This is a genomic window from Tessaracoccus sp. MC1756 (assembly GCF_014164735.1).
In the GTDB taxonomy this organism is placed as follows: domain Bacteria; phylum Actinomycetota; class Actinomycetes; order Propionibacteriales; family Propionibacteriaceae; genus Arachnia.
Genome location: NZ_JACJFZ010000003.1, coordinates 92,090 through 109,701 on the forward strand (window position 1 = coordinate 92,090; position 17,612 = coordinate 109,701).

At 68.3% G+C, this 17,612-nt stretch carries 16 protein-coding genes; 5 read left to right on the forward strand and 11 right to left on the reverse strand.

Features of this window, described 5'->3' with window-relative positions; translation table 11 throughout:
• Positions 1-12 precede the first annotated feature (12 nt).
• The 4 genes from H5393_RS09550 to H5393_RS09565 form a co-directional block, all read right to left on the reverse strand.
• A complete protein-coding gene (locus H5393_RS09550; protein WP_182766463.1) occupies positions 13-1,119 on the reverse strand; it encodes an HD domain-containing protein in 1,107 nt (368 codons plus the stop codon).
• 39 nt (positions 1,120-1,158) lie between these two features.
• Positions 1,159-2,457, reverse strand: coding sequence for a citrate synthase (locus H5393_RS09555; RefSeq protein WP_370585876.1), 1,299 nt, complete (start codon positions 2,455-2,457; stop codon positions 1,159-1,161).
• Positions 2,458-2,533: 76 nt separating this feature from the next.
• A complete protein-coding gene (gene dusB, locus H5393_RS09560) occupies positions 2,534-3,685 on the reverse strand; it encodes a tRNA dihydrouridine synthase DusB (RefSeq protein ID WP_182766464.1) in 1,152 nt (383 codons plus the stop codon).
• Between the two features lie 65 nt (positions 3,686-3,750).
• Positions 3,751-4,050, reverse strand: a complete 300-nt coding sequence (locus H5393_RS09565; RefSeq protein WP_182766465.1) for an antibiotic biosynthesis monooxygenase family protein — start codon at positions 4,048-4,050, stop codon at positions 3,751-3,753.
• A 52-nt stretch (positions 4,051-4,102) separates the two neighbouring features.
• Between H5393_RS09565 and H5393_RS09570 the strand changes: the two genes are divergently transcribed.
• Genes H5393_RS09570 through H5393_RS09585 form a run of 4 tightly spaced genes read left to right on the forward strand, consistent with a single transcriptional unit; the run spans position 4,103 to position 7,145 of the window.
• Positions 4,103-5,032 (forward strand): metal ABC transporter substrate-binding protein, encoded by a 930-nt coding sequence (locus H5393_RS09570; protein ID WP_255436440.1) that lies wholly within the window; start codon positions 4,103-4,105, stop codon positions 5,030-5,032.
• On the forward strand, positions 5,019-5,771 hold the full coding sequence (locus tag H5393_RS09575; RefSeq protein WP_182766467.1) for a metal ABC transporter ATP-binding protein: 753 nt from the start codon (positions 5,019-5,021) through the stop codon (positions 5,769-5,771). Before H5393_RS09570 ends, H5393_RS09575 begins: the two co-directional genes overlap by 14 nt.
• Positions 5,768-6,754 (forward strand): metal ABC transporter permease, encoded by a 987-nt coding sequence (locus H5393_RS09580; protein ID WP_220488324.1) that lies wholly within the window; start codon positions 5,768-5,770, stop codon positions 6,752-6,754. The genes H5393_RS09575 and H5393_RS09580 overlap by 4 nt, the downstream gene beginning before the upstream one ends.
• Positions 6,741-7,145 carry a Fur family transcriptional regulator gene (locus tag H5393_RS09585; protein WP_182766468.1) on the forward strand — a complete coding sequence of 135 codons (405 nt, stop codon included), beginning with the start codon at positions 6,741-6,743 and terminating at the stop codon, positions 7,143-7,145. The genes H5393_RS09580 and H5393_RS09585 overlap by 14 nt, the downstream gene beginning before the upstream one ends.
• On the opposite strand, the gene H5393_RS09590 is transcribed toward H5393_RS09585, so the two are convergent.
• Both H5393_RS09590 and recO read right to left on the reverse strand, forming a co-directional pair.
• The gene (locus H5393_RS09590; RefSeq protein ID WP_182766469.1) at positions 7,142-7,963 is read right to left on the reverse strand and encodes a Cof-type HAD-IIB family hydrolase; all 822 of its coding nucleotides are present in this window, start codon (positions 7,961-7,963) and stop codon (positions 7,142-7,144) included. The two genes, H5393_RS09585 and H5393_RS09590, sit on opposite strands and share 4 nt — an antisense overlap.
• A gap of 10 nt (positions 7,964-7,973) precedes the next feature.
• On the reverse strand, positions 7,974-8,696 hold the full coding sequence (gene recO / locus H5393_RS09595) for a DNA repair protein RecO (protein ID WP_182764734.1): 723 nt from the start codon (positions 8,694-8,696) through the stop codon (positions 7,974-7,976).
• Between the two features lie 30 nt (positions 8,697-8,726).
• On the opposite strand from recO, the gene H5393_RS09600 reads away from it, so the two are divergent.
• Positions 8,727-9,491 carry an isoprenyl transferase gene (locus tag H5393_RS09600; RefSeq protein ID WP_182766470.1) on the forward strand — a complete coding sequence of 255 codons (765 nt, stop codon included), beginning with the start codon at positions 8,727-8,729 and terminating at the stop codon, positions 9,489-9,491.
• A 3-nt stretch (positions 9,492-9,494) separates the two neighbouring features.
• Here the strand turns inward: H5393_RS09600 and H5393_RS09605 are convergent, their stop codons facing one another.
• From H5393_RS09605 to H5393_RS09625, 5 genes are all read right to left on the reverse strand, one after another.
• Entirely contained in the window at positions 9,495-10,457 is a 963-nt protein-coding gene (locus H5393_RS09605) for an acyl-CoA thioesterase (protein ID WP_182764736.1), read from the reverse strand.
• Between the two features lie 40 nt (positions 10,458-10,497).
• Positions 10,498-13,047: an RNA helicase gene (locus H5393_RS09610; protein ID WP_182766471.1), complete on the reverse strand. Its 2,550-nt coding sequence runs from the start codon at positions 13,045-13,047 to the stop codon at positions 10,498-10,500.
• Between the two features lie 81 nt (positions 13,048-13,128).
• A complete protein-coding gene (leuA, locus tag H5393_RS09615) occupies positions 13,129-14,868 on the reverse strand; it encodes a 2-isopropylmalate synthase (RefSeq protein ID WP_182766472.1) in 1,740 nt (579 codons plus the stop codon).
• Between the two features lie 186 nt (positions 14,869-15,054).
• On the reverse strand, positions 15,055-16,644 hold the full coding sequence (locus tag H5393_RS09620) for an ABC transporter permease (RefSeq protein ID WP_182766473.1): 1,590 nt from the start codon (positions 16,642-16,644) through the stop codon (positions 15,055-15,057).
• The gene (locus H5393_RS09625) at positions 16,641-17,543 is read right to left on the reverse strand and encodes an ABC transporter ATP-binding protein (RefSeq protein WP_182766474.1); all 903 of its coding nucleotides are present in this window, start codon (positions 17,541-17,543) and stop codon (positions 16,641-16,643) included. Before H5393_RS09625 ends, H5393_RS09620 begins: the two co-directional genes overlap by 4 nt.
• Positions 17,544-17,612: the final 69 nt, after the last annotated feature.

Here is a 17,612-nt window from a genome sequence, read left to right on the forward strand (position 1 = left end):
ACGGCGAGCGGGTCAGGCTCCGCGGCCGATGCCCCGGGGCAACCTGGACGGGTCCCAGCCGAGGCGACGCTGCGCCTGCTCGAAGGCGAACCGGTCCGTCATCCCGCCCACGTAGGCGACGGCGCCGCGCACGAGGTCGTCGCCGTGGTACTCCTGAGGCAACGCCCGCGGGTTCTCCAGGTAGAAATTCACGAGGTCGCGCAACACGGCCACGACCGTGCTGGACTGCGCCACGGATTCGGGGCGCGTGTAGATCCGTTCGTAGTTGAACCGCCGCAGTTCGGCGAGGGCCTCGGCCGTCGTCGCATCCATGCCGACGGTGCCGGTCTCGCCCGTGGTGTCGATCACCGCGTTGATGAACGTGGCCAGTTGCTGGCGGCGGGTGGTGCCCACCACGTCACGGATCACGGGAGGCAGGTCCGCCAGGTCGACGATGCCCGCGTATACGGCGTCCTCGAGATCGTGGGCGCAGTAGGCGATCCGGTCGGCCCAACTGACGATCTCCCCCTCGATGGTGGAGGGCGCAGGGCGGGACCAGGAATGGTTACGGATGCCGTCGAGGGTCTCCAACGTCAGGTTGAGGGGTTCGAGCACCACGTCGGCGCCCCAGGGCCCGTGGTCGTAGCCGGTGGCGATGAACTCGTCGAAGGCGTCCTCTGAGGCGTGTCCCCCCGGCCCGTGCCCACAGTCGTGGCCGAGCGCGATCGCGTCCGTCAACGTCACGTTGACGCCGATCCCGCGGGCCATGGCGATGGCGCACTGAGCCACCTCGATGGCGTGCGTGAGGCGCGTGCGCTGGTGATCCGTCGGGTAGACCACCACCTGCGTCTTTCCCGCCAGCCTGCGGAAGGCGGCTGAATGCACGATGCGGTCGCGGTCGCGCTCGAAACAGGTGCGCATCCGGTCCGGCGCCTCCTCGCGGGCGCGGTGACCGGCGCCGGACGCGAAGGTCGCCTCCGGCACATACAGCGCGCGTTCCAGCTCTTCCCGCTGGGCACGCTCACGCGCCGGCCGGGGGCTGATGCGGGCCGACGACGAGCGGTGCGCGGTGATCACGTCATCGCCGTGGCCGCGCATCGTGTGCGCCCAGAGCTTCGTACGGGGCAGGATCTCGTTCATCGGCCCCCAGCCTAACGGGCCTCGCAGGCCGCCGACCGTTCAGCGCTCGTTGCGCGGCACCCACTGCGACAACTGGCGGCCGACGTAGACCTGCCGAGGGCGGTAGATCCGCTGCTTGGCATCGTCGGTGACTTCCTTCCAATGGGCGATCCACCCCGGCGTGCGCCCGATCGCGAACAGCACGGTGAACATGTCCAGGGGGATGCCGATGGCCCGCAGGATGATTCCCGAGTAGAAGTCGACGTTGGGGTACAGCCTGCGGGAGGCGAAGTACTCGTCGGCCAGCGCCGCCTGTTCCACCTCGCGGGCGATGTCCAACAGCGGGTCGTCGATGTGCATGGCGTCGAGGAGGTTGTCCGCGGCCTCCTTGAGGATCTTGGCCCGGGGGTCGAAGTTCCGGTAGACGCGGTGCCCGAAGCCCATGAGCTTGATGCCGGACTTCTTGTCCTTGGCGCGGTCGACGTACTGCTTGGCCGTCCAGGACCCCTCGTTGATCTGCTCCAGCATGTCGATCACGCCCATGTTGGCGCCGCCGTGCAGCGGGCCCCAGAGCGCGTTCACGCCGGCGGAGACGGCGGCGTACAGGTTCGCGCCGGACGACGCCACCATGCGCACAGTCGAGGTCGAGCAGTTCTGCTCGTGGTCCGCGTGCAGGACGAGGAACATGTTGAGGGCGTGGGCCACTTCGGGGGTGGGCTCATAGTCGCGGTACGGCACGGAGAACATCATGTGGAGGAAGTTCTCCGCGTACGGGAGGTCGTAGCGGGGGTAGGCGATGGGCTGCCCGACGTGGGACTTGTAGGAGGCTGCGGCGATCGTGCGGGTCTTCGCGAGCAGGCTCGCGGCCGCCTCACGGAATCCGTTGCCGGAGGTGAAGCCGTGCTCCGGCATGTCGTGGGCCTGCAGGGCGTTGATCATCGAGGACAGGATGCTCATCGGGTGCGCGTTGACCGGGAAACCGTCGAAGTGCTTGCGCATGTCGCGGTGCAGCGCGGAATTCTCCGTGAGCAGCGAGCGGAAGTTGGCCCGTTCGTCCTCGTCGGGGAGCTCGCCGAAGATCAGTAGTTCGGCGGTCTCGATGAAGCTGGAGCGTTCGGCCAGGTCCTCGATCGGCACACCGCGGTAGCGCAGGATGCCCTTCTCCCCGTCGATGAAGGTGATGGCCGACTGCGCCGAGCCGGTGTTCGCATAACCCGGGTCCAGGGTGATGAGACCGGTGTCCTGCCTGAGGCGCGCGATGTCGATGGCGCGCTCCCCCTCTGATCCGGTGACGATCGGCAGCCGGTGCTCGGCGCCGTCGATGGTGATGGTGGCGTATTCCTGCATGGGCACCTCCATGTCCAGAGCCCCCTGGAGGAGGGCCGGGTGCGTCAAACCTACAGATGACGGCTCTGGGGGCTCGCGGGGGGTTGGACTAACCGCCTGAAACGTCGAGCTCCGCCTCGGACAGATCCAGGTCGCACCCCGAGGTGTCGTCGTACCATCCGTGCGGCAGCACGACTTTGCCCCGCGGCGATCCCTGGCGCCCACGCGGGGTGCCCAGTTCGGCCACCGGGAACTCCGCACCGGCGTCCAGCAACCCGACCAGCTCTTCGAGTTCGGCCATCGAGGCCACCATGGCGAACCGGCGGCGCAGCTCGCCCACCGGATAGCCCTTGAAGTACCACGCCATGTGCTTGCGCAGGTCCACGATGCCCCGGGGACCCATCACCCTCGCGAGCAGTTCGGCGTGGCGCAGGAGCATCTGGCCCACCTCGCCCAGCGAGGGACGCAGGCGTCGGCCCTCGCCGCGGAACGCGGCGGCCAGGTCGCCGAAGAGCCAGGGCCGCCCCAGGCAGCCGCGGCCGATGACCACGCCGTCGCAACCCGTCTCGGCCATCATGCGCAGGGCGTCCTCGGCCTCCCAGATGTCGCCGTTGCCCAGCACGGGGATGTCGACCTCATCGACGAGTTCCTTGATGCGCGCCCAGTCGGCCTCACCCGAGTACGCCTGCTGCACCGTGCGCCCGTGCAGGGCGATGGCGGCCGCGCCCTCTTCCTGCGCGATGCGGCCGGCGTCGAGGAAGGTCTCGTGGTCCTGGTCGATGCCGATGCGCGTCTTGATGGTCACCGGCACGCCGAATTCGTCCGCGGCCCTAACTGTTTCGCGGACGATGGCGCGGAGGCGGTCGCGCTTGTACGGCAGCACGCCTCCGCCGCCCTTCCGGGTCACCTTGGGCACGGGGCAACCGAAGTTGAGGTCGATGTGGTCCACGCTGTGCTCGCGGATCAGGACGCGCGCAGCGCCCGCCATGGCGTCGGCGTCCACCCCGTAGAGCTGAACTGAGCGCGTGGTCTCCCCGGGGTCGAACTGCAGCATGTCGCGGGTCTTCTGGTCGCCGACGACCAGGCCGCGGGAGGTGATCATCTCGCAGACGTACAGGCCCGCACCCTGCTCACGGCACAGTTGACGGTAGGCCGCGTTCGTCACACCGGCCATCGGCGCCAGCACCACCGGCAACTCGACGACGACGGCGTCTCGTTTGCTCGGCGCATGCAGACGGAGGGGGGCGGCGTTGACGGTCATATGGCTGGGGTCCTCGGGATCGGCGACGAACCATTCTAGCCGTGCCCCGCCGCTCTGCCGAAAAGTCAGCAGCCCCTAGGGACGTTCTCGCCCAGTTCATCGGGCGGAAGGTAGGCGCTGGGCTCGTCCAGTGCCCGCGACAGCAGCGGCGTCAGCAGCATCTTGGCGTCGAAACCGTTGAAGGAGCGGCGATAGGCACCCACCGACTCCCACCGCGAGACCAGTGCCCACAACTCAGGTTCGTCGAGGTTCTGCACCAGCTCCATGCTGAGGCAGCCGGGCCGCTGGGACCACCACTCGACGGCGCCGGCAGCCTCCGCGGCAAAGGACGGGCCGGGTGACGAGAAGCGACTGATGGCGAGCATGGTGCCACCGTACCGTTTGACTCACCGCCCCGCGTTGTTGATAATGGTTCTCATGAACGTGAAGCTCCGCGCCTCCCTGGCTGTCGCCGCAGCCACCACCCTCGTCCTCACCGCCTGCGGTTCTCCTTCCTCCGGAAGCACCGGCGGTGAGGGCCCCACGGTGATCGCCGCGTTCTACCCGTTGCAGTGGGCGACGGAGCAGGTGCTGGGCGAGGCCGAAGGCACCGTCGAGGTGCTCACCAGGCCGGGCGGCGAGGCCCACGGCCTCGAACTCACGCCGCGCCAGATCGCCTCGCTCACCGAGTCCGACGTCGTGGTGTACCTCGACGGATTCCAGCCCGAGGTCGACACCGCCATCGCGCAGACAGGGAGCGAACGGGCACTCAACGTGGCCGACGTGATCGAGCTGGCCCCCATCGCCGAAGCCCATGGCCACGATGAGGCCGAGGACGAGCACGCCGACCTCGACCCCCACTTCTGGCTCGATCCCGAGCGGATGGGCACCGTCGTCGAGGCCATCGCCGACCGGATCGCCGAAGCATCCCCCGAACAAGCCGACACCTATCGGGCCAACGCCGCGTCCGCCGTCGAGGAACTCAACGCCCTCGACGAGGAGTACTCGACAGGCCTCAGCGAGTGTGTGCGCCAGGAATTCATCACCACCCACGCGGCGTTCAACTACCTGGCCGAACGCTACGACCTCGAGGAGATCGGCATCTCGGGGATCAACCCCGACGGCGAGCCCTCCCCCGCACGGATCGCGGAGGTCCACGAGGAGGCGAAGCGGCATGGCGTGACCACCATCTTCTTCGAGACCCTCACCTCGGATGCCATGGCGAGGTCGATCTCCGGCGACCTCGGCTTGAAGACCGCGGTGCTGGATCCCCTCGAAGGCGTCACTGAAGAATCCCCGGGCGACGACTACCCTTCCATCATGCGCGCCAATCTGGAGGCGCTGAGGAGTGCCAATGAATGCAACTGACCCTCTCGACGCACGGGGGCTCTTCGTCTCGATGGGCGGCATGCCCATCCTGCGGGATGTGAACATCCACGTGGACAGCGGCGAGGCTGTCGCGCTGCTCGGCGGCAACGGCTCCGGCAAATCCACCCTGGTCAAGACCCTGCTGGGCCTGGTCCCCTACCAGGAGGGCTCCGTCGAACTCTTCGGCGAGCACCTCCCCGGTTTCCGCGACTGGTGGCGCGTCGGCTACGTGCCGCAGCACTCCGCCATCACAGTGCCCAATGCCACGGTCCGCGAGATCGCGTCCTCCGGCCGCTTGGCGCACCGCAGGCCGTTCCAGTGGTTGACGCGTAAGGACAAGGTGGCGCTCGACGAGGCCCTCGAACTCGTGGGGCTGCAGGAGCGGATGCACTGGCCGTTCGGGTCTCTGTCCGGCGGCCAGAAGCAGCGGGTGCTGATCGCACGCGCCCTCGCCTCCCACCCCGATCTGCTGGTCATGGACGAACCCCTCGCCGGGGTGGATCTGCACAGCCAGTCCGGCATGGCAGCGCTGCTGGGCCGGCTGCGTGAGGACGGCCTGGCGCTCCTGGTCGTCCTGCACGAGCGGGGCTACATGCAGCCCATCCTCAGCCGCTCAGTGACACTCTGCGACGGCCGCGTCGTGGACGATGAGCACCCGTCGGCCGCTGAATGCGCGCCCGACCTGGTGCCTGCCTCCGTGTTCGGCGTCGAGGACCCCATGTCAGGAGTGCTCGCATGATCGACATCCTCTCGCTGCCATTCATGCAGCGCGCGCTCGTGGCCGCCATGCTGAGCGGACTCATCGCGCCCGCGATCGGCACCTTCATCGTGCAGCGCAAGATGAGCCTGCTGGGCGACGGGCTCGGCCACGTCGCGATCATGGGCGTGGGTCTCGCGCTCATGACCGGAAGCGCTCCCCTGCCCATCGCCGTGATCACCTGTGTCATCGGGGCGATCGTCGTCGAGCTGTTGCGCCAGCACGGCAAGGCGTCTGGAGACCTGGCGCTGGCCATCCTGTTCTACGGCGGCCTGGCTTCCGGCGTGCTGATGGCCGGTATCGCCGGTCAGGGCGCCGCCGGCCTCTCGGGCTTCCTCTTCGGCTCGCTCACGTCCGTCAGCCAGACGGAGATCTACGTCATCATCGCGCTCGCGGTGCTCATCCTGGGCATCACCATCACGCTGGCCCCCCGGCTGTTCGCCGTGTCGGTCGACGAGAACTACGCCCAGGTGCTCGGCATCAGGGTGAAGTGGCTCAACCTGCTCGTCGTGGTCCTCGCCGCCGTCACCGTGACTGTGTCGATGCGCACCGTCGGGCTCCTCCTCATCAGCGCCCTGATGGTCATCCCGGTGGCCACGGCCCAGCAGTCGTTCGTGGGATTCACGGCCTCCTTCTTCGGGGCGATGGGCATCGGCGCACTGGCAGCGGTGGGCGGCACCATCGGTTCGTTCTACCTGGACACCGCCACCGGCGCCACCATCGTCGTGACCTCGATCGCGCTGCTGGGCGTGTCCTGGCTCGTCGGAGGGAAGCTCAAGAGGTCCAACCGCTTCATCCCCTACGTCGAGGACCACGGCCAGCACCCCCACGAGAAGGCCGAGAACCACGACGACCGCCATGCCCGCCAGCCGGGTGTCCAGGTGATCCAGCATGGCGACCACCTGGACTTCGTCCACGACGGCCACCGCCACGCCCGCCACGGAGACCACTATGACGAGCACTGACACCCCCCGCGCCGGCACCCGCCAGACCTGGCAGCGCGCCGCGGTGCGCGACCTCATGGAGCGTGTCGAGGAGTTCCGGACGGCTCAACAGGTGCACGACCTCCTCCGCGACGAGGGCGCCAAGGTGGGTCTGGCCACCGTGTACCGGGCGTTGCAGTCGATGGCGGACTCCGACGAGGTGGACGTGCTGCGCACCCCGGAGGGCGAACTGGCCTACCGGGCCTGTTCCTCCGGTCACCACCACCACCTGGTGTGCCGCTCCTGCGGCCACTCGGTGGAGATCCAGGCCGATGAGGTGGAGGAGTGGGCGGCGCTGATGGCGCGCAAGCACGGCTTCACCGACGCCGGGCACGAACTGGAGATCTTCGGCCTCTGCCGAGACTGTTCCTAGCCCCCGGCGTTGGCGAGGATCTCCTCGATCACGACGGCGACCCCGTCGTCGTCGTTGCTCAGTGTCACGTGGTCTGCCGCGGCGCGGGCCTCGGGCTCGCCGTTGGCCATGGCCACCCCCAACCCGGCCCAGCGCAACATTTCCAGGTCGTTGATGTTGTCGCCGAAGACGACGACGTCGCTGCGGTCGATCCCGCGCGCCGCGCAGTAGCGTTCCAGCGCGCTGGCCTTCGTCACGCCGGCTGGTCCCACCTCCAGGAAGGGCGCGCCGGAGGTGGTCGGGTGGCAGCCGGGGACCCCGAGGGCACGCGCGGCCGCGAGCAGGTCGTCGGGCATGATCGCGTCGTCGCGCACCACCAGCTTGAGTGAAGCCTCGGCGAGCACCTCCTCGCGCGGGCCGTACCAGTGGCGAACCGGCCACCGCGTCTCCCAGGCGCCGTGATCCTGAAGCCCCGTGTAGCCATCTTCGGCCATGTACGAGTCACCGGCCGAACGGACTGATACCAGCTTGATGCCGGGGAACAGCTCCAGCAGCCGGTCGGCGATCTCCCGCTGGGCCGTGAGCTCCATCGTCTGCGCGAAGTGCACCTCGCGTGAGTTGAGGTTCATCGCCACCGCGCCGTTGGAGCCGATTGCGTCACCGTCGAGAGCGGTGCCGTGGACGATGGCAGCGATGGAGTAGGGCTGTCGTCCCGAGATCGCGATCACCTCGATGCCGGCGTCCTTGGCCGCGCGGAAAGCGTCGCGGGTCCGCTCGGAGATCTGGTGCGCCGTCGTGATCAGCGTGCCGTCGACGTCTGTCGCCAAGAGTCGTGCCATGGCCCAGACCCTACCGTTCGAAATACGGCAACGATCTGAGCGCCCGGTCGAGGTGCCACGTGGCGTACGCGACCACCATGCCGTCCACACTCTTGGCGGTGCCCACGTCCGTGGCGGTGGCCGTGGCCCAGTCGCCCGCGAGCAGCGCACCCAGGTGGACGGCCGCCTGCGCCTCCAAGGGGGCTGAGCCGGATGTCCGGCACGCGGTGCACACGGCCCCGCCGCTCTGGGGCGAGAACCAGCGCACCTCGGCGTTGTCGCAGCCGGCGCACCGCACCGTCGAGACGGCGTAACCGGCCACCGCGAGGGACCGGAGCAGATAGGAGTCCACCACCAGGGGATACGGCCGCTGGGGGTCCTCCAGCGCCCTCAGGGCACCGGCCAGCAGCCGGTACTGCTGGACGGCTGGGCTACCCTCTTCGGACACGAGCCGGTCAGCGGTCTCGACAAGGACCTCGGCCGCCGTGAAGCGCGAGTAGTCAGCGGCGAGCCTGCTGACGTGCATCGCCTCGACCTGGGTCACCACCTCCAGCGAGCCGCGGCCCTCCGCGAACTGGATGTCCACCTGGCAGTAGGGCTCCAACCGGCCTCCGAATCGGCTCGACGTCTTCCGGATGCCCTTGGCCACCGCCCGGATCTTGCCGTTGCGGCGCGTGAGGAACGTGATGATGCGGTCGGCCTCACCAAGCTGGTGGGTCCGCAGCACCACTGCTTCGTCACGGTAGGTGGGCACACCACGATGATAGGCCGGTAGTCTCGTGCCGTGCCCGAGCCCCGCCGTCGCCCCACCCCGCATCCCAGCGGGGCCACCCCACCACAGCTGCCGAAGCAGGCCCTCCCCCGCCACGTCGCGATCGTGATGGACGGCAACGGCCGCTGGGCGAAGCAGCGCGGGCTGAAACGCACCGAGGGCCACGCGATGGGCGAGGCGTCGCTGCTGGACGTGATCCACGGCGCCATCGAGATCGGCATCCCGTACCTGTCGGCCTACGCGTTCTCCACAGAGAACTGGAAGCGCTCCCCCGACGAGGTGCGCTACCTGATGGGGTTCAACCGCGACGTCATCCACCGTCGTCGAGACGAGTTGAACGAGTTGGGGGTGCGCATCCGCTGGGCAGGGCAGCGCCCCCGGCTGTGGGGATCAGTCATCAAGGAACTTGAGGTGGCCGAGGAGATGAGCCGGCACAATACGACGCTGACGCTCCAGTTCTGCGTCAACTACGGTGGCCGGGCCGAGATCGTCGACGCCGCCCGCGAGATTGCGCGGCTGGCCCGTGACGGGAAGCTCGACCCCGACAGGCTCACCGAAGACCGGTTCCAGAAGTTCCTGGACGAGCCGGAGATCCCGGACGTCGACCTGTTCCTGCGCTCCTCCGGGGAGCAGCGGATCTCGAACTTCCTGTTGTGGCAGTCGGCCTACGCCGAGTTCATCTTCCTGGATCGCCTCTGGCCGGATTTCAGCCGCCGCGACCTCTGGGCCGCCGTCGAGCAGTACGTCTCACGCGACCGGCGGTTCGGCAGCGCCTGAGCCTCACTCGAAGTCCGGGGGGAACTCTCTCGGGAGCGGGCGGAGCAGCTGTCGGCGCAGCTCGATGACCTTCTTGGCATGCTCGTCCAGCGCGATGTCGCCGAGCAGCTTCGGATCCCAGGACGGGACGGGCCGTTTGCGGCCCTCCGCGTCGACGCCGCAGTAGACGAACGTGCAGTGTGTGGTCTCGCGCAGCTCGCGGGTGCGGGGGTCGCCGGACCGCACGGAGATCGACACGTGCATGCTGGTGTTGCCGGTGTGGATGAGCCTGGCATCTACCTCCACGAGGTCGCCGATGAACATCGGCCGGTAGAACCGGACGCCGCCGGCGTACACCGACGCCACCGGGCCGGCGTGCCAGCGCTCCGCCACGACGCGGGCCGCGGTGTCGATCCAGGCCATCACGTAGCCGCCGTGCACCTTGCCGCCCCAGTTCACGTCCGTGGGTGCGGCCAGGAAGCGCAGCGTCTCGCGGCAGACCTCGGTCTCGTCGCTGTAGATCTGGGCACGCATGTCGGCCTCGATGGCCCGGCGTGCCGCATTGAGTTCGACGGCGCGGGCGTGCTGCTCGAGTTCCCAGTCGTCCTGCGGGAAGAACTTCGGCACGGGCACCGGCTTGTCATCCTCCATGGCCACGAACTGCAGGATGCACTGGGTGTTGAGCACCCGTTCCGCCGAGCGGGGGTCGCCGCTGGTGACGGTGCACACGATCTGCATCGACGTGGTGCCGGTGTAGACCACGCGCGCCTGCACGACGACGAGGTCGCCCACGCGGATGGGCTTCACGAAGTGGGTGTTGCCGACGTAGCCGGTGACGGCGAAGGTGCCCGCCCACCCGACGGCCGCGGCATAGCCAGCCTTGTCGATCCATTCGAGTACCTTGCCGGCGTCCATCGCGCCGCGCACGTTGGCGTCGAACGGCTCCGCCAGGAAGCGCAGCGTCACACCGCGTCGTTGGTCATTCATCGGCACTCCTTGTCCCGACGCTGAGCCTAGCCCTCTTCGCTCAGCCGAACCGCGCGAATTCCGTGGTGCGGACAACCGCGACCCCGACGGCGTCGCTGGCGGCCAGATCCACCTCGGCAGCGATACGCCAGTCGTGGTTGCCGTCGGGGTCATGGATGACCTGGGTCACCTTCCAGACGTCCTTGCCCTTCTCCAGCCGGAAGAGGTCCGGCCCGCGGGCGTCGCCGTCGAGCAGCACGTCGTCGTAGTCGTCCCAGTAGAGGGCGAGGGCCTCGTCCCAGTCGTCGCGGCTCATCAGGACCGGCATGGGGGGCTCCGTCAGTGCGGCGGCGGACTCGTCGAGGCTGCCCAGCCCCTCCCAGTTGTCTGCGGCGACCAACTCGACCCGCCGGAACATCGCCGTGCGGATCATCGCGGTGAACGCGCGCTCGTTGCCCGTCACCGGACGGGGCGGGGGCGGCGGCGCACCCTGGGCGGCCAAGGCGGCCGCGGCGGCCACCTTGTCGGGGTCCGTCAGGGATTCCCATTCGTCGAGCAACGACGAGTCCGTCTGGCGCACCGTCTCCCCCAGCCACTCGACGAGGTCGTCGAACTGCTCGGTGCGGTACTCGTCGGGCACGGTGTGGCGGAGGATCCGGTACGCGTCTGTGAGGTAGCGCAGGACTGTGCCCTCGCTGCGCTGCAACTTGTACACGGAGATGAGCTGGGTGAAGTTCATCGCCCGCTCCCACATGTCGCGCACCACGGACTTGGGCGAGAGGCCCGTCGGGTCGACCCAGGGGTGGGCGCCGGCGTACAACTCGAAGGCGGCCTCGAGCAGTTCGGCCAGGGGCTTGGGCCAGGTCACCTCCTCCAGGAGTTCCATGCGCTGGTCGTACTCGATGCCGTCGGCCTTCATCTGCGCGATGGCCTCGCCGCGGGCGACGTGCTGCTGCCCGAGCAGCACTTGGAACGGGTCCTCCAACACCGCCTCCATCACGGAGACGACATCCAGGTGGTAGGTGGGGGAATCCGGGTCGAGAAGTTCCAGCGAGGCGACGGCGAACGGTGCCAGCGGCTGGTTCAGCGCGAAGTTCTCGCTGACGCCCTCACCCAGCTCGCACCAACTACCCGTCGCGTCGGGCTCGGCGCGCTTGACGAGCACGCCGGAGTTCAGCAGGCCCTTCGTCAGCACCAAGGCACGACGGCGGAGGGCCTTCTTGCGCTCGCGCCCCTCATGGCTGGATTCGATGAGGTGCACCATCGCCTCGTACCCGTTGCCCGGTCGCTGTGCGATGTTGAGGATGGTCGAATGGGTGACCTGCATGCGGGAGACGAGGTTCTCCGGCTCCGCCACGATGATCTTCTCGTAGACCTCGTCGTTCCAGCCGACGAAACCCTCAGGCGGCTTGCGGCGCACGACCTTGCGCCGCTTCTTCTCGTCGTCGCCCGCCTTGGCGAGCGCGCGCTCGTTCTCAATGACGTGCTCAGGCGCCTGGACGACGACGAACCCGACGGTGTCGAAACCGGCCCGGCCCGCGCGCCCCGCGATCTGGTGGAACTCGCGTGAGCGCAGCCTGCGGACGCGGTTGCCGTCGTATTTGCTCAACCCGGTGAACAGGACGGTGCGGATGGGCACGTTGATGCCCACGCCCAGGGTGTCGGTGCCACAGATGACCTTGAGCAGGCCGGTCTGGGCCAGTTGCTCCACGAGGCGGCGGTACTTGGGCAGCATGCCGGCGTGGTGGACCCCGATCCCGCGCCTGACCAGCCCGGACAGGATCTTCCCGAAGCCGGGCCCGAACCGGAAGGCCCCGATCTCCTCCTGGATGCGTTCCGCGTCGTGCTTGGTGATGAAGTTGAGGCTGAGCAGGCCCTGGGCCCGTTCCAACGCATCCGCCTGCGTGAAGTGGACGATGTACACGGGCGCCTTCTGCTCGTGCACCAGGTCTGTGACCTTCTCCTGCATGGGCGTCAACGACCATTCGAAGATGAGGGGGACGGGGCGCTCTGCATCGTCGATGATGCTGGTGCTGCGACCGGACCGCTCGGAGAGCTGCTCCATGAGCCGGTCCACGTCGCCAAGCGTGGCGCTCATCAGCAGGAACTGCGCCTGCGGCAGCTCCAGCAGCGGCACCTGCCAGGCCCACCCGCGGTCCGGCTCGGAGTAGAAGTGGAACTCGTCTGCGATGACCAGGCCGACGTCGGCGTTCCTGCCCTCACGCAGCGCGATGTTGGCCAGCACCTCAGCCGTACAGCAGATGATGGGGGCATCGGCGTTGACCGAGGCGTCGCCGGTGACCATGCCCACGTTGTCGGCTCCGAAGACCTGGCACAGGGCGAAGAACTTCTCGCTCACCAGCGCCTTGATGGGCGCGGTGTAGAAGCTCACCCTGTCGGTGTTCAGCGCGGCGAAGTGCGCCGCGATCGCCACCAGTGACTTGCCCGAACCGGTGGGGGTGGCCAGGACGAGGTTGTTGCCCGAGAACAACTCGATCGCCGATTCCTCCTGGTGCGGATACAGCGAGATGGACTGGCTCTCGGCCCAGGCCGTGAAGTGCTCGTAGAGGGAGTCGGCGTCACCGGCTACGGGGTCGGTGAGTTTCGGCATGCCTGCCAACCTACCCGATGCTCACCCGGTGCAGCTGCGTGAGACCCGCGCACCCCGGTGGGTTCGCGGGTCTCACAGGCGTCAGCGGGCGGAGCGGTTGAGGGCGCTCAGGATGGCCTTCATCGAGGCGCTCGTGATCGAGGGGTCGATCCCGACGCCCCACAGGACCTCAGCATCGTCACCCTCGCCGATCTCGCACTCGACGTACGCGGCGGCCTGGGCGTCGCCGCCCGAATCCAGGGCGTGCTCGGTGTAGTCCAGCACCCGCACGTGGGCGCCGGCCTCGACCAGACCGTCGACGAACGCCGACACCGGGCCGTTGCCCTCGCCGGTGATCCCGACGGCGGTCCGGCTGGGGCCGTCCACCCTGGCGTGCACCACGAAGCTGCCGTTGCTGGACGTGGTGCCGGCGCTGTTCAGCCGCCACGGCCCTTCGGCGAGGTACTCCGACCTGAAGATGTCGTAGATCTCCTGCGGGGTGACCTCGCTGCCGGTGGTCTCCGTGTGCTGCTGAACGGCGCGGCTGAACTCGATCTGCAGGCGACGCGGGAGGTCCATCTTGAACTCGGACTTCATCAGGTAGGCCATGCCGCCCTTGCCCGACTGCGAGTTGACGCGGATGACCGCCTCATAGGTGCGGCCCACGTCATGCGGGTCGATCGGCAGGTACGGCGCCTCCCAGGGCATCTCCGCGACCTGCTTGCCGGCCTCATCGGCCAGGTTCTCGAGGTGCTCCAGCCCCTTCTTGATGGCGTCCTGATGGGAGCCGGAGAACGCGGTGTACACCAGGTCGCCCGCGTAGGGGTGCCGCGGGTGCACCGGCAGGCCGGTGCAGTACTCGACGGTGCGCCGGATGTGGTCGATGTCGTGCAGGTCCAGCTCCGGGTCCACGCCCTGCGTGTACAGGTTCAGGGCCAGCGTGACCAGGTCGACGTTGCCGGTGCGCTCGCCGTGGCCGAACAGGCAGCCCTCGACGCGGTCGGCGCCCGCCATCTGGCCGAGCTCCGCGGCGGCGACGGCCGTGCCACGGTCGTTGTGCGGGTGCAGCGAGACGGCCACGTGCTCACGGTTCTTCACGTTGCGGATGAAGTACTCGATCTGGTCCGCGTAGGTGTTCGGCGTGGAACGCTCGACGGTGGCCGGCAGGTTGAAGATGATCTCGCGACCCTCTCCGGGCTGCCAGACGTCCGCCACGTTGTTGCAGACCTCGACGGCGAAGTCCGTGGGCGTCTGGGTGAAGATCTCCGGGGAGTACTGGTAGCCGAACTGCACGTCGCGCAGGTACTTGTCGGCGTACTTCATCACCATCCCGGTACCGCGCCGCGCCATCTCCACGCATTCCTCTTCGGACATGCGGAAGACCACGTTGCGGAACAGTTCCGCGGTGGCGTTGTACATGTGGATGGTGGCGCGGTTGGCGCCGATCAGTGATTCCGCGGTGCGCCTGATGAGGTCCTCGCGGGCCTGGGTCAGCACGGAGATGGTCACGTCCTCGGGGACGCGGCCCTCTCCGATGAGCTGCCGCACGAAGTCGAAATCCGTCTGGGAGGCCGACGGGAAACCGATCTCGATCTCCTTGTAGCCGATCTCGACCAGCAGTTCGAACATGCGCATCTTGCGCGAGGGTGTCATCGGGTCGATGAGGGCCTGGTTGCCGTCACGCAGGTCCGTGGACAGCCAGCGGGGCGCCTTGTCGATCCTCTTGGACGGCCAGGTGCGGTCCGGTACGTCGACCGGCACGAAGGGGGTGTAGCGGTGCACCGGCATGCCCGTGGGCTGCTGAACAGGCTTGGGCTGCTTGCGGTGGTTGATCTCAATCATTGAAACTCTCCTGGGCTGGGGTTCAGGTGCCAGACACGACGAAGCACCGCAGCGAGGAGATCCGGCTCAGAAATTCTGGGCCTCGCTGCGGCAGCCAAGGAGGAGGGTCTGCCATGCCACGAGGCACACATTAGCACTCCCCTGCCACAGATCAGAGAGCTTCCATTCCGCGAGTGGGACCATCCGTCACTGCACGTCGCGACGCCGGAACCCGGCGAAGCCGATTGCCAGCAACACCATCAGCACAGCGCCCAGACCCCACAGCGAGCCCCAGCCCGGATCGTCGGCCACCACGTTGGGCACGTGATAGAGCGGGCTCACCGCCATGGCCCAGTCCGGGAAGTCGAAGGTGGGTCCCAGCAGCGTGATGCCGAACGTCGCCACGATGACTGCCCAGCCGGCCATCCTGGCGGCGGGACGGGCACCCACCGCAGCGACGGAGACAGCGACCATGAGCCACACCGCCGGCACGCTGACCAGAGCCTGCAGGAGCACGTCTGTGACGGCGATGCCGCCGTCCCCGGCCGACGCCACCAGCCCGAGGCCCGTCCCTGCCACCACGGTCGCGAGAGCGCTGACGCCCAGCGCGACGGCGACCGGACCGGCCAGGAAACGCCAGCGGGTCACCGCCCCCGCCAGCAACGGTTCGACGCGATCCTCCATCTCCTCCACATAGACCCGCATGATCACCTGGGCACCCACGATGGCGGCGAGGATGCCGATGAGGTTGAGGATCGTCACCACGAAAGCGAAGCTGAGCTGCTCCACGTCGAGAGCCCCCGCCGCGATGAACTTCGCCATGGCGGGGTTCTCACCGATCACCTCGTCCACGGAGGACACGAGACTTCCCCACACCGAACCCAGGAAGCCGAGCGCCAGGAGCCAGACGATCAGCGGCGTCCGGTGGAGGCGCAGTGTCAGGTTGTCGACGGTGAGCCTCGGGGCGGAGGCCCTTCCCGGCCGCTGCGCCACGATGCCGAGGCCCAGGTCCCGGCGGTCCTGCAGGACCATCGCCACCGCCAGCAGCACCGCCGTCAACGCGAGGGCCGCCAGGAGCGGTAACGGGTCGTTGTCCGTGGACGGGCGGGTCAGCGCGAGCCAGCCGAACGGCGTCAACCACTCGGTCCAGTCGCCCGCCCCGCTCATACCGAGGTAGCCCCGCAGCACGTAGGCGCCGCCCAGCACGGCGATGGCGATGGTGCTGGCGGTGCGGGCGTCGCCGCCCAGTTGCGCCGCGACCGCCCCCACCCCGGCGAACATCAGCGCCGAGGCCGAGAACGTCGCCGACAGCAGGAGCGTGGGCACCACGTCACCGCCTGAGGCCCAGGTGAGGAGGAAGCAGACCACGAAGAGCAGCACCGACGCCACGCCGGCGATGCCCACCGCCACCGCGAGTCTCGCCCGGCGCGTGATGACACCCGATGCGATCAGCTCTGCCCGTCCGGAGTCCTCGTCCGCGCGGCTGTTGCGCACCACGATCAGGATCGCCATCAGGCCGGCGAAGAACGCCCCCAGTCCTCCCGCGCGCCACGCGTTGAAGCCATCGTTGGTCAAGAGGTCCCGAGCCTGTCCGAAGATGAGTTCCAGCGCGGGATTGGCCCCCACCGCGGTGGCCAGTGCCACGCGGTCCGGCTCGTCCGGGAAGACCCAGCGGTAACCCAGGATCGATGTGGCCGAGAGCACCGAGATCAACATCACCCAGGGTGCGAAGTTGTGGGCGTCCTGCCTCAGCGACACCTTCAGCAGCGGACGCGCCCCGGTCAGGGCCCCGTTCATGCCAGGGACTCCCCGTAGTGGCTCAGGAACAGGTCCTCCAACGAGGCCGGCGACACTTTCAGCGCCATGATCCCCATTCCCAGGAGCATCGCCATCGCGTCATTGAGGTCGGCAGGCTCGACGGTGGCCGACATCCGCCCGTGCTCGTCCAGGCGCAATTCGTGCAGGATCGGCACCGCCGCGAGGTTCGCGTGCCTGCTGGCCAGGGTGGCGGTGATCGTCACCCGGTTCAGGCCCTGCAACTGGTCCAGCGTGCCGGTCTGCACCACGCGACCCTGCCGGATGATGCTCACCCGGTCTGCCAGCGCCTCGACCTCGCTGAGGATGTGGCTTGACAGCAAGACCGTGCGGCCGTGGTCCTTGAGTGCCTGGATCTCGTCTTGGAAGACCGCCTCCATCAGTGGGTCCAGACCGGAGGTCGGTTCGTCGAGGATGAGGAGTTCGACGTCGGCCGCCAGCGCCGCGACGATGGCCACCTTCTGGCGGTTGCCCTTCGAGTACTGGCGGCCCCGCTTCGTGGGGTCGAGCTCGAACCGCTCCAGCAGCGTCTGCCTCCGCGTCGGGTCGATGCCGCCCCGCAGGTTGCCCAGCAGGTCGATGGCTTCCCCTCCGGTCAGCCCGGGCCAGAGCGAGACGTCACCGGGGACGTAGGCAAGTCGCCGGTGGAGCGCGATCACGTCGCGCCAGGGGTCTCCCCCGAGCAGTTCGACACGCCCCCCGTCCGAGGTGAGCAGGCCCAGCAGCACGCGGATGGTGGTGGACTTGCCCGAACCGTTCGGCCCGAGGAAGCCGTGGACCTCACCGCGACGGACCTCGAGATCGAGGCCGTCCAGCGCCGTGAAGGCACCGAAGCGTTTGATGAGGCCTTCAATGCGGATAGCAGCATCCCCGTGACTCATGCGGTGTCCTCCCAGGTGGCCGTCGCCGGCTCAATGCCGAGCTTAGGGTCAGGCGATCCGGCCCGTGCC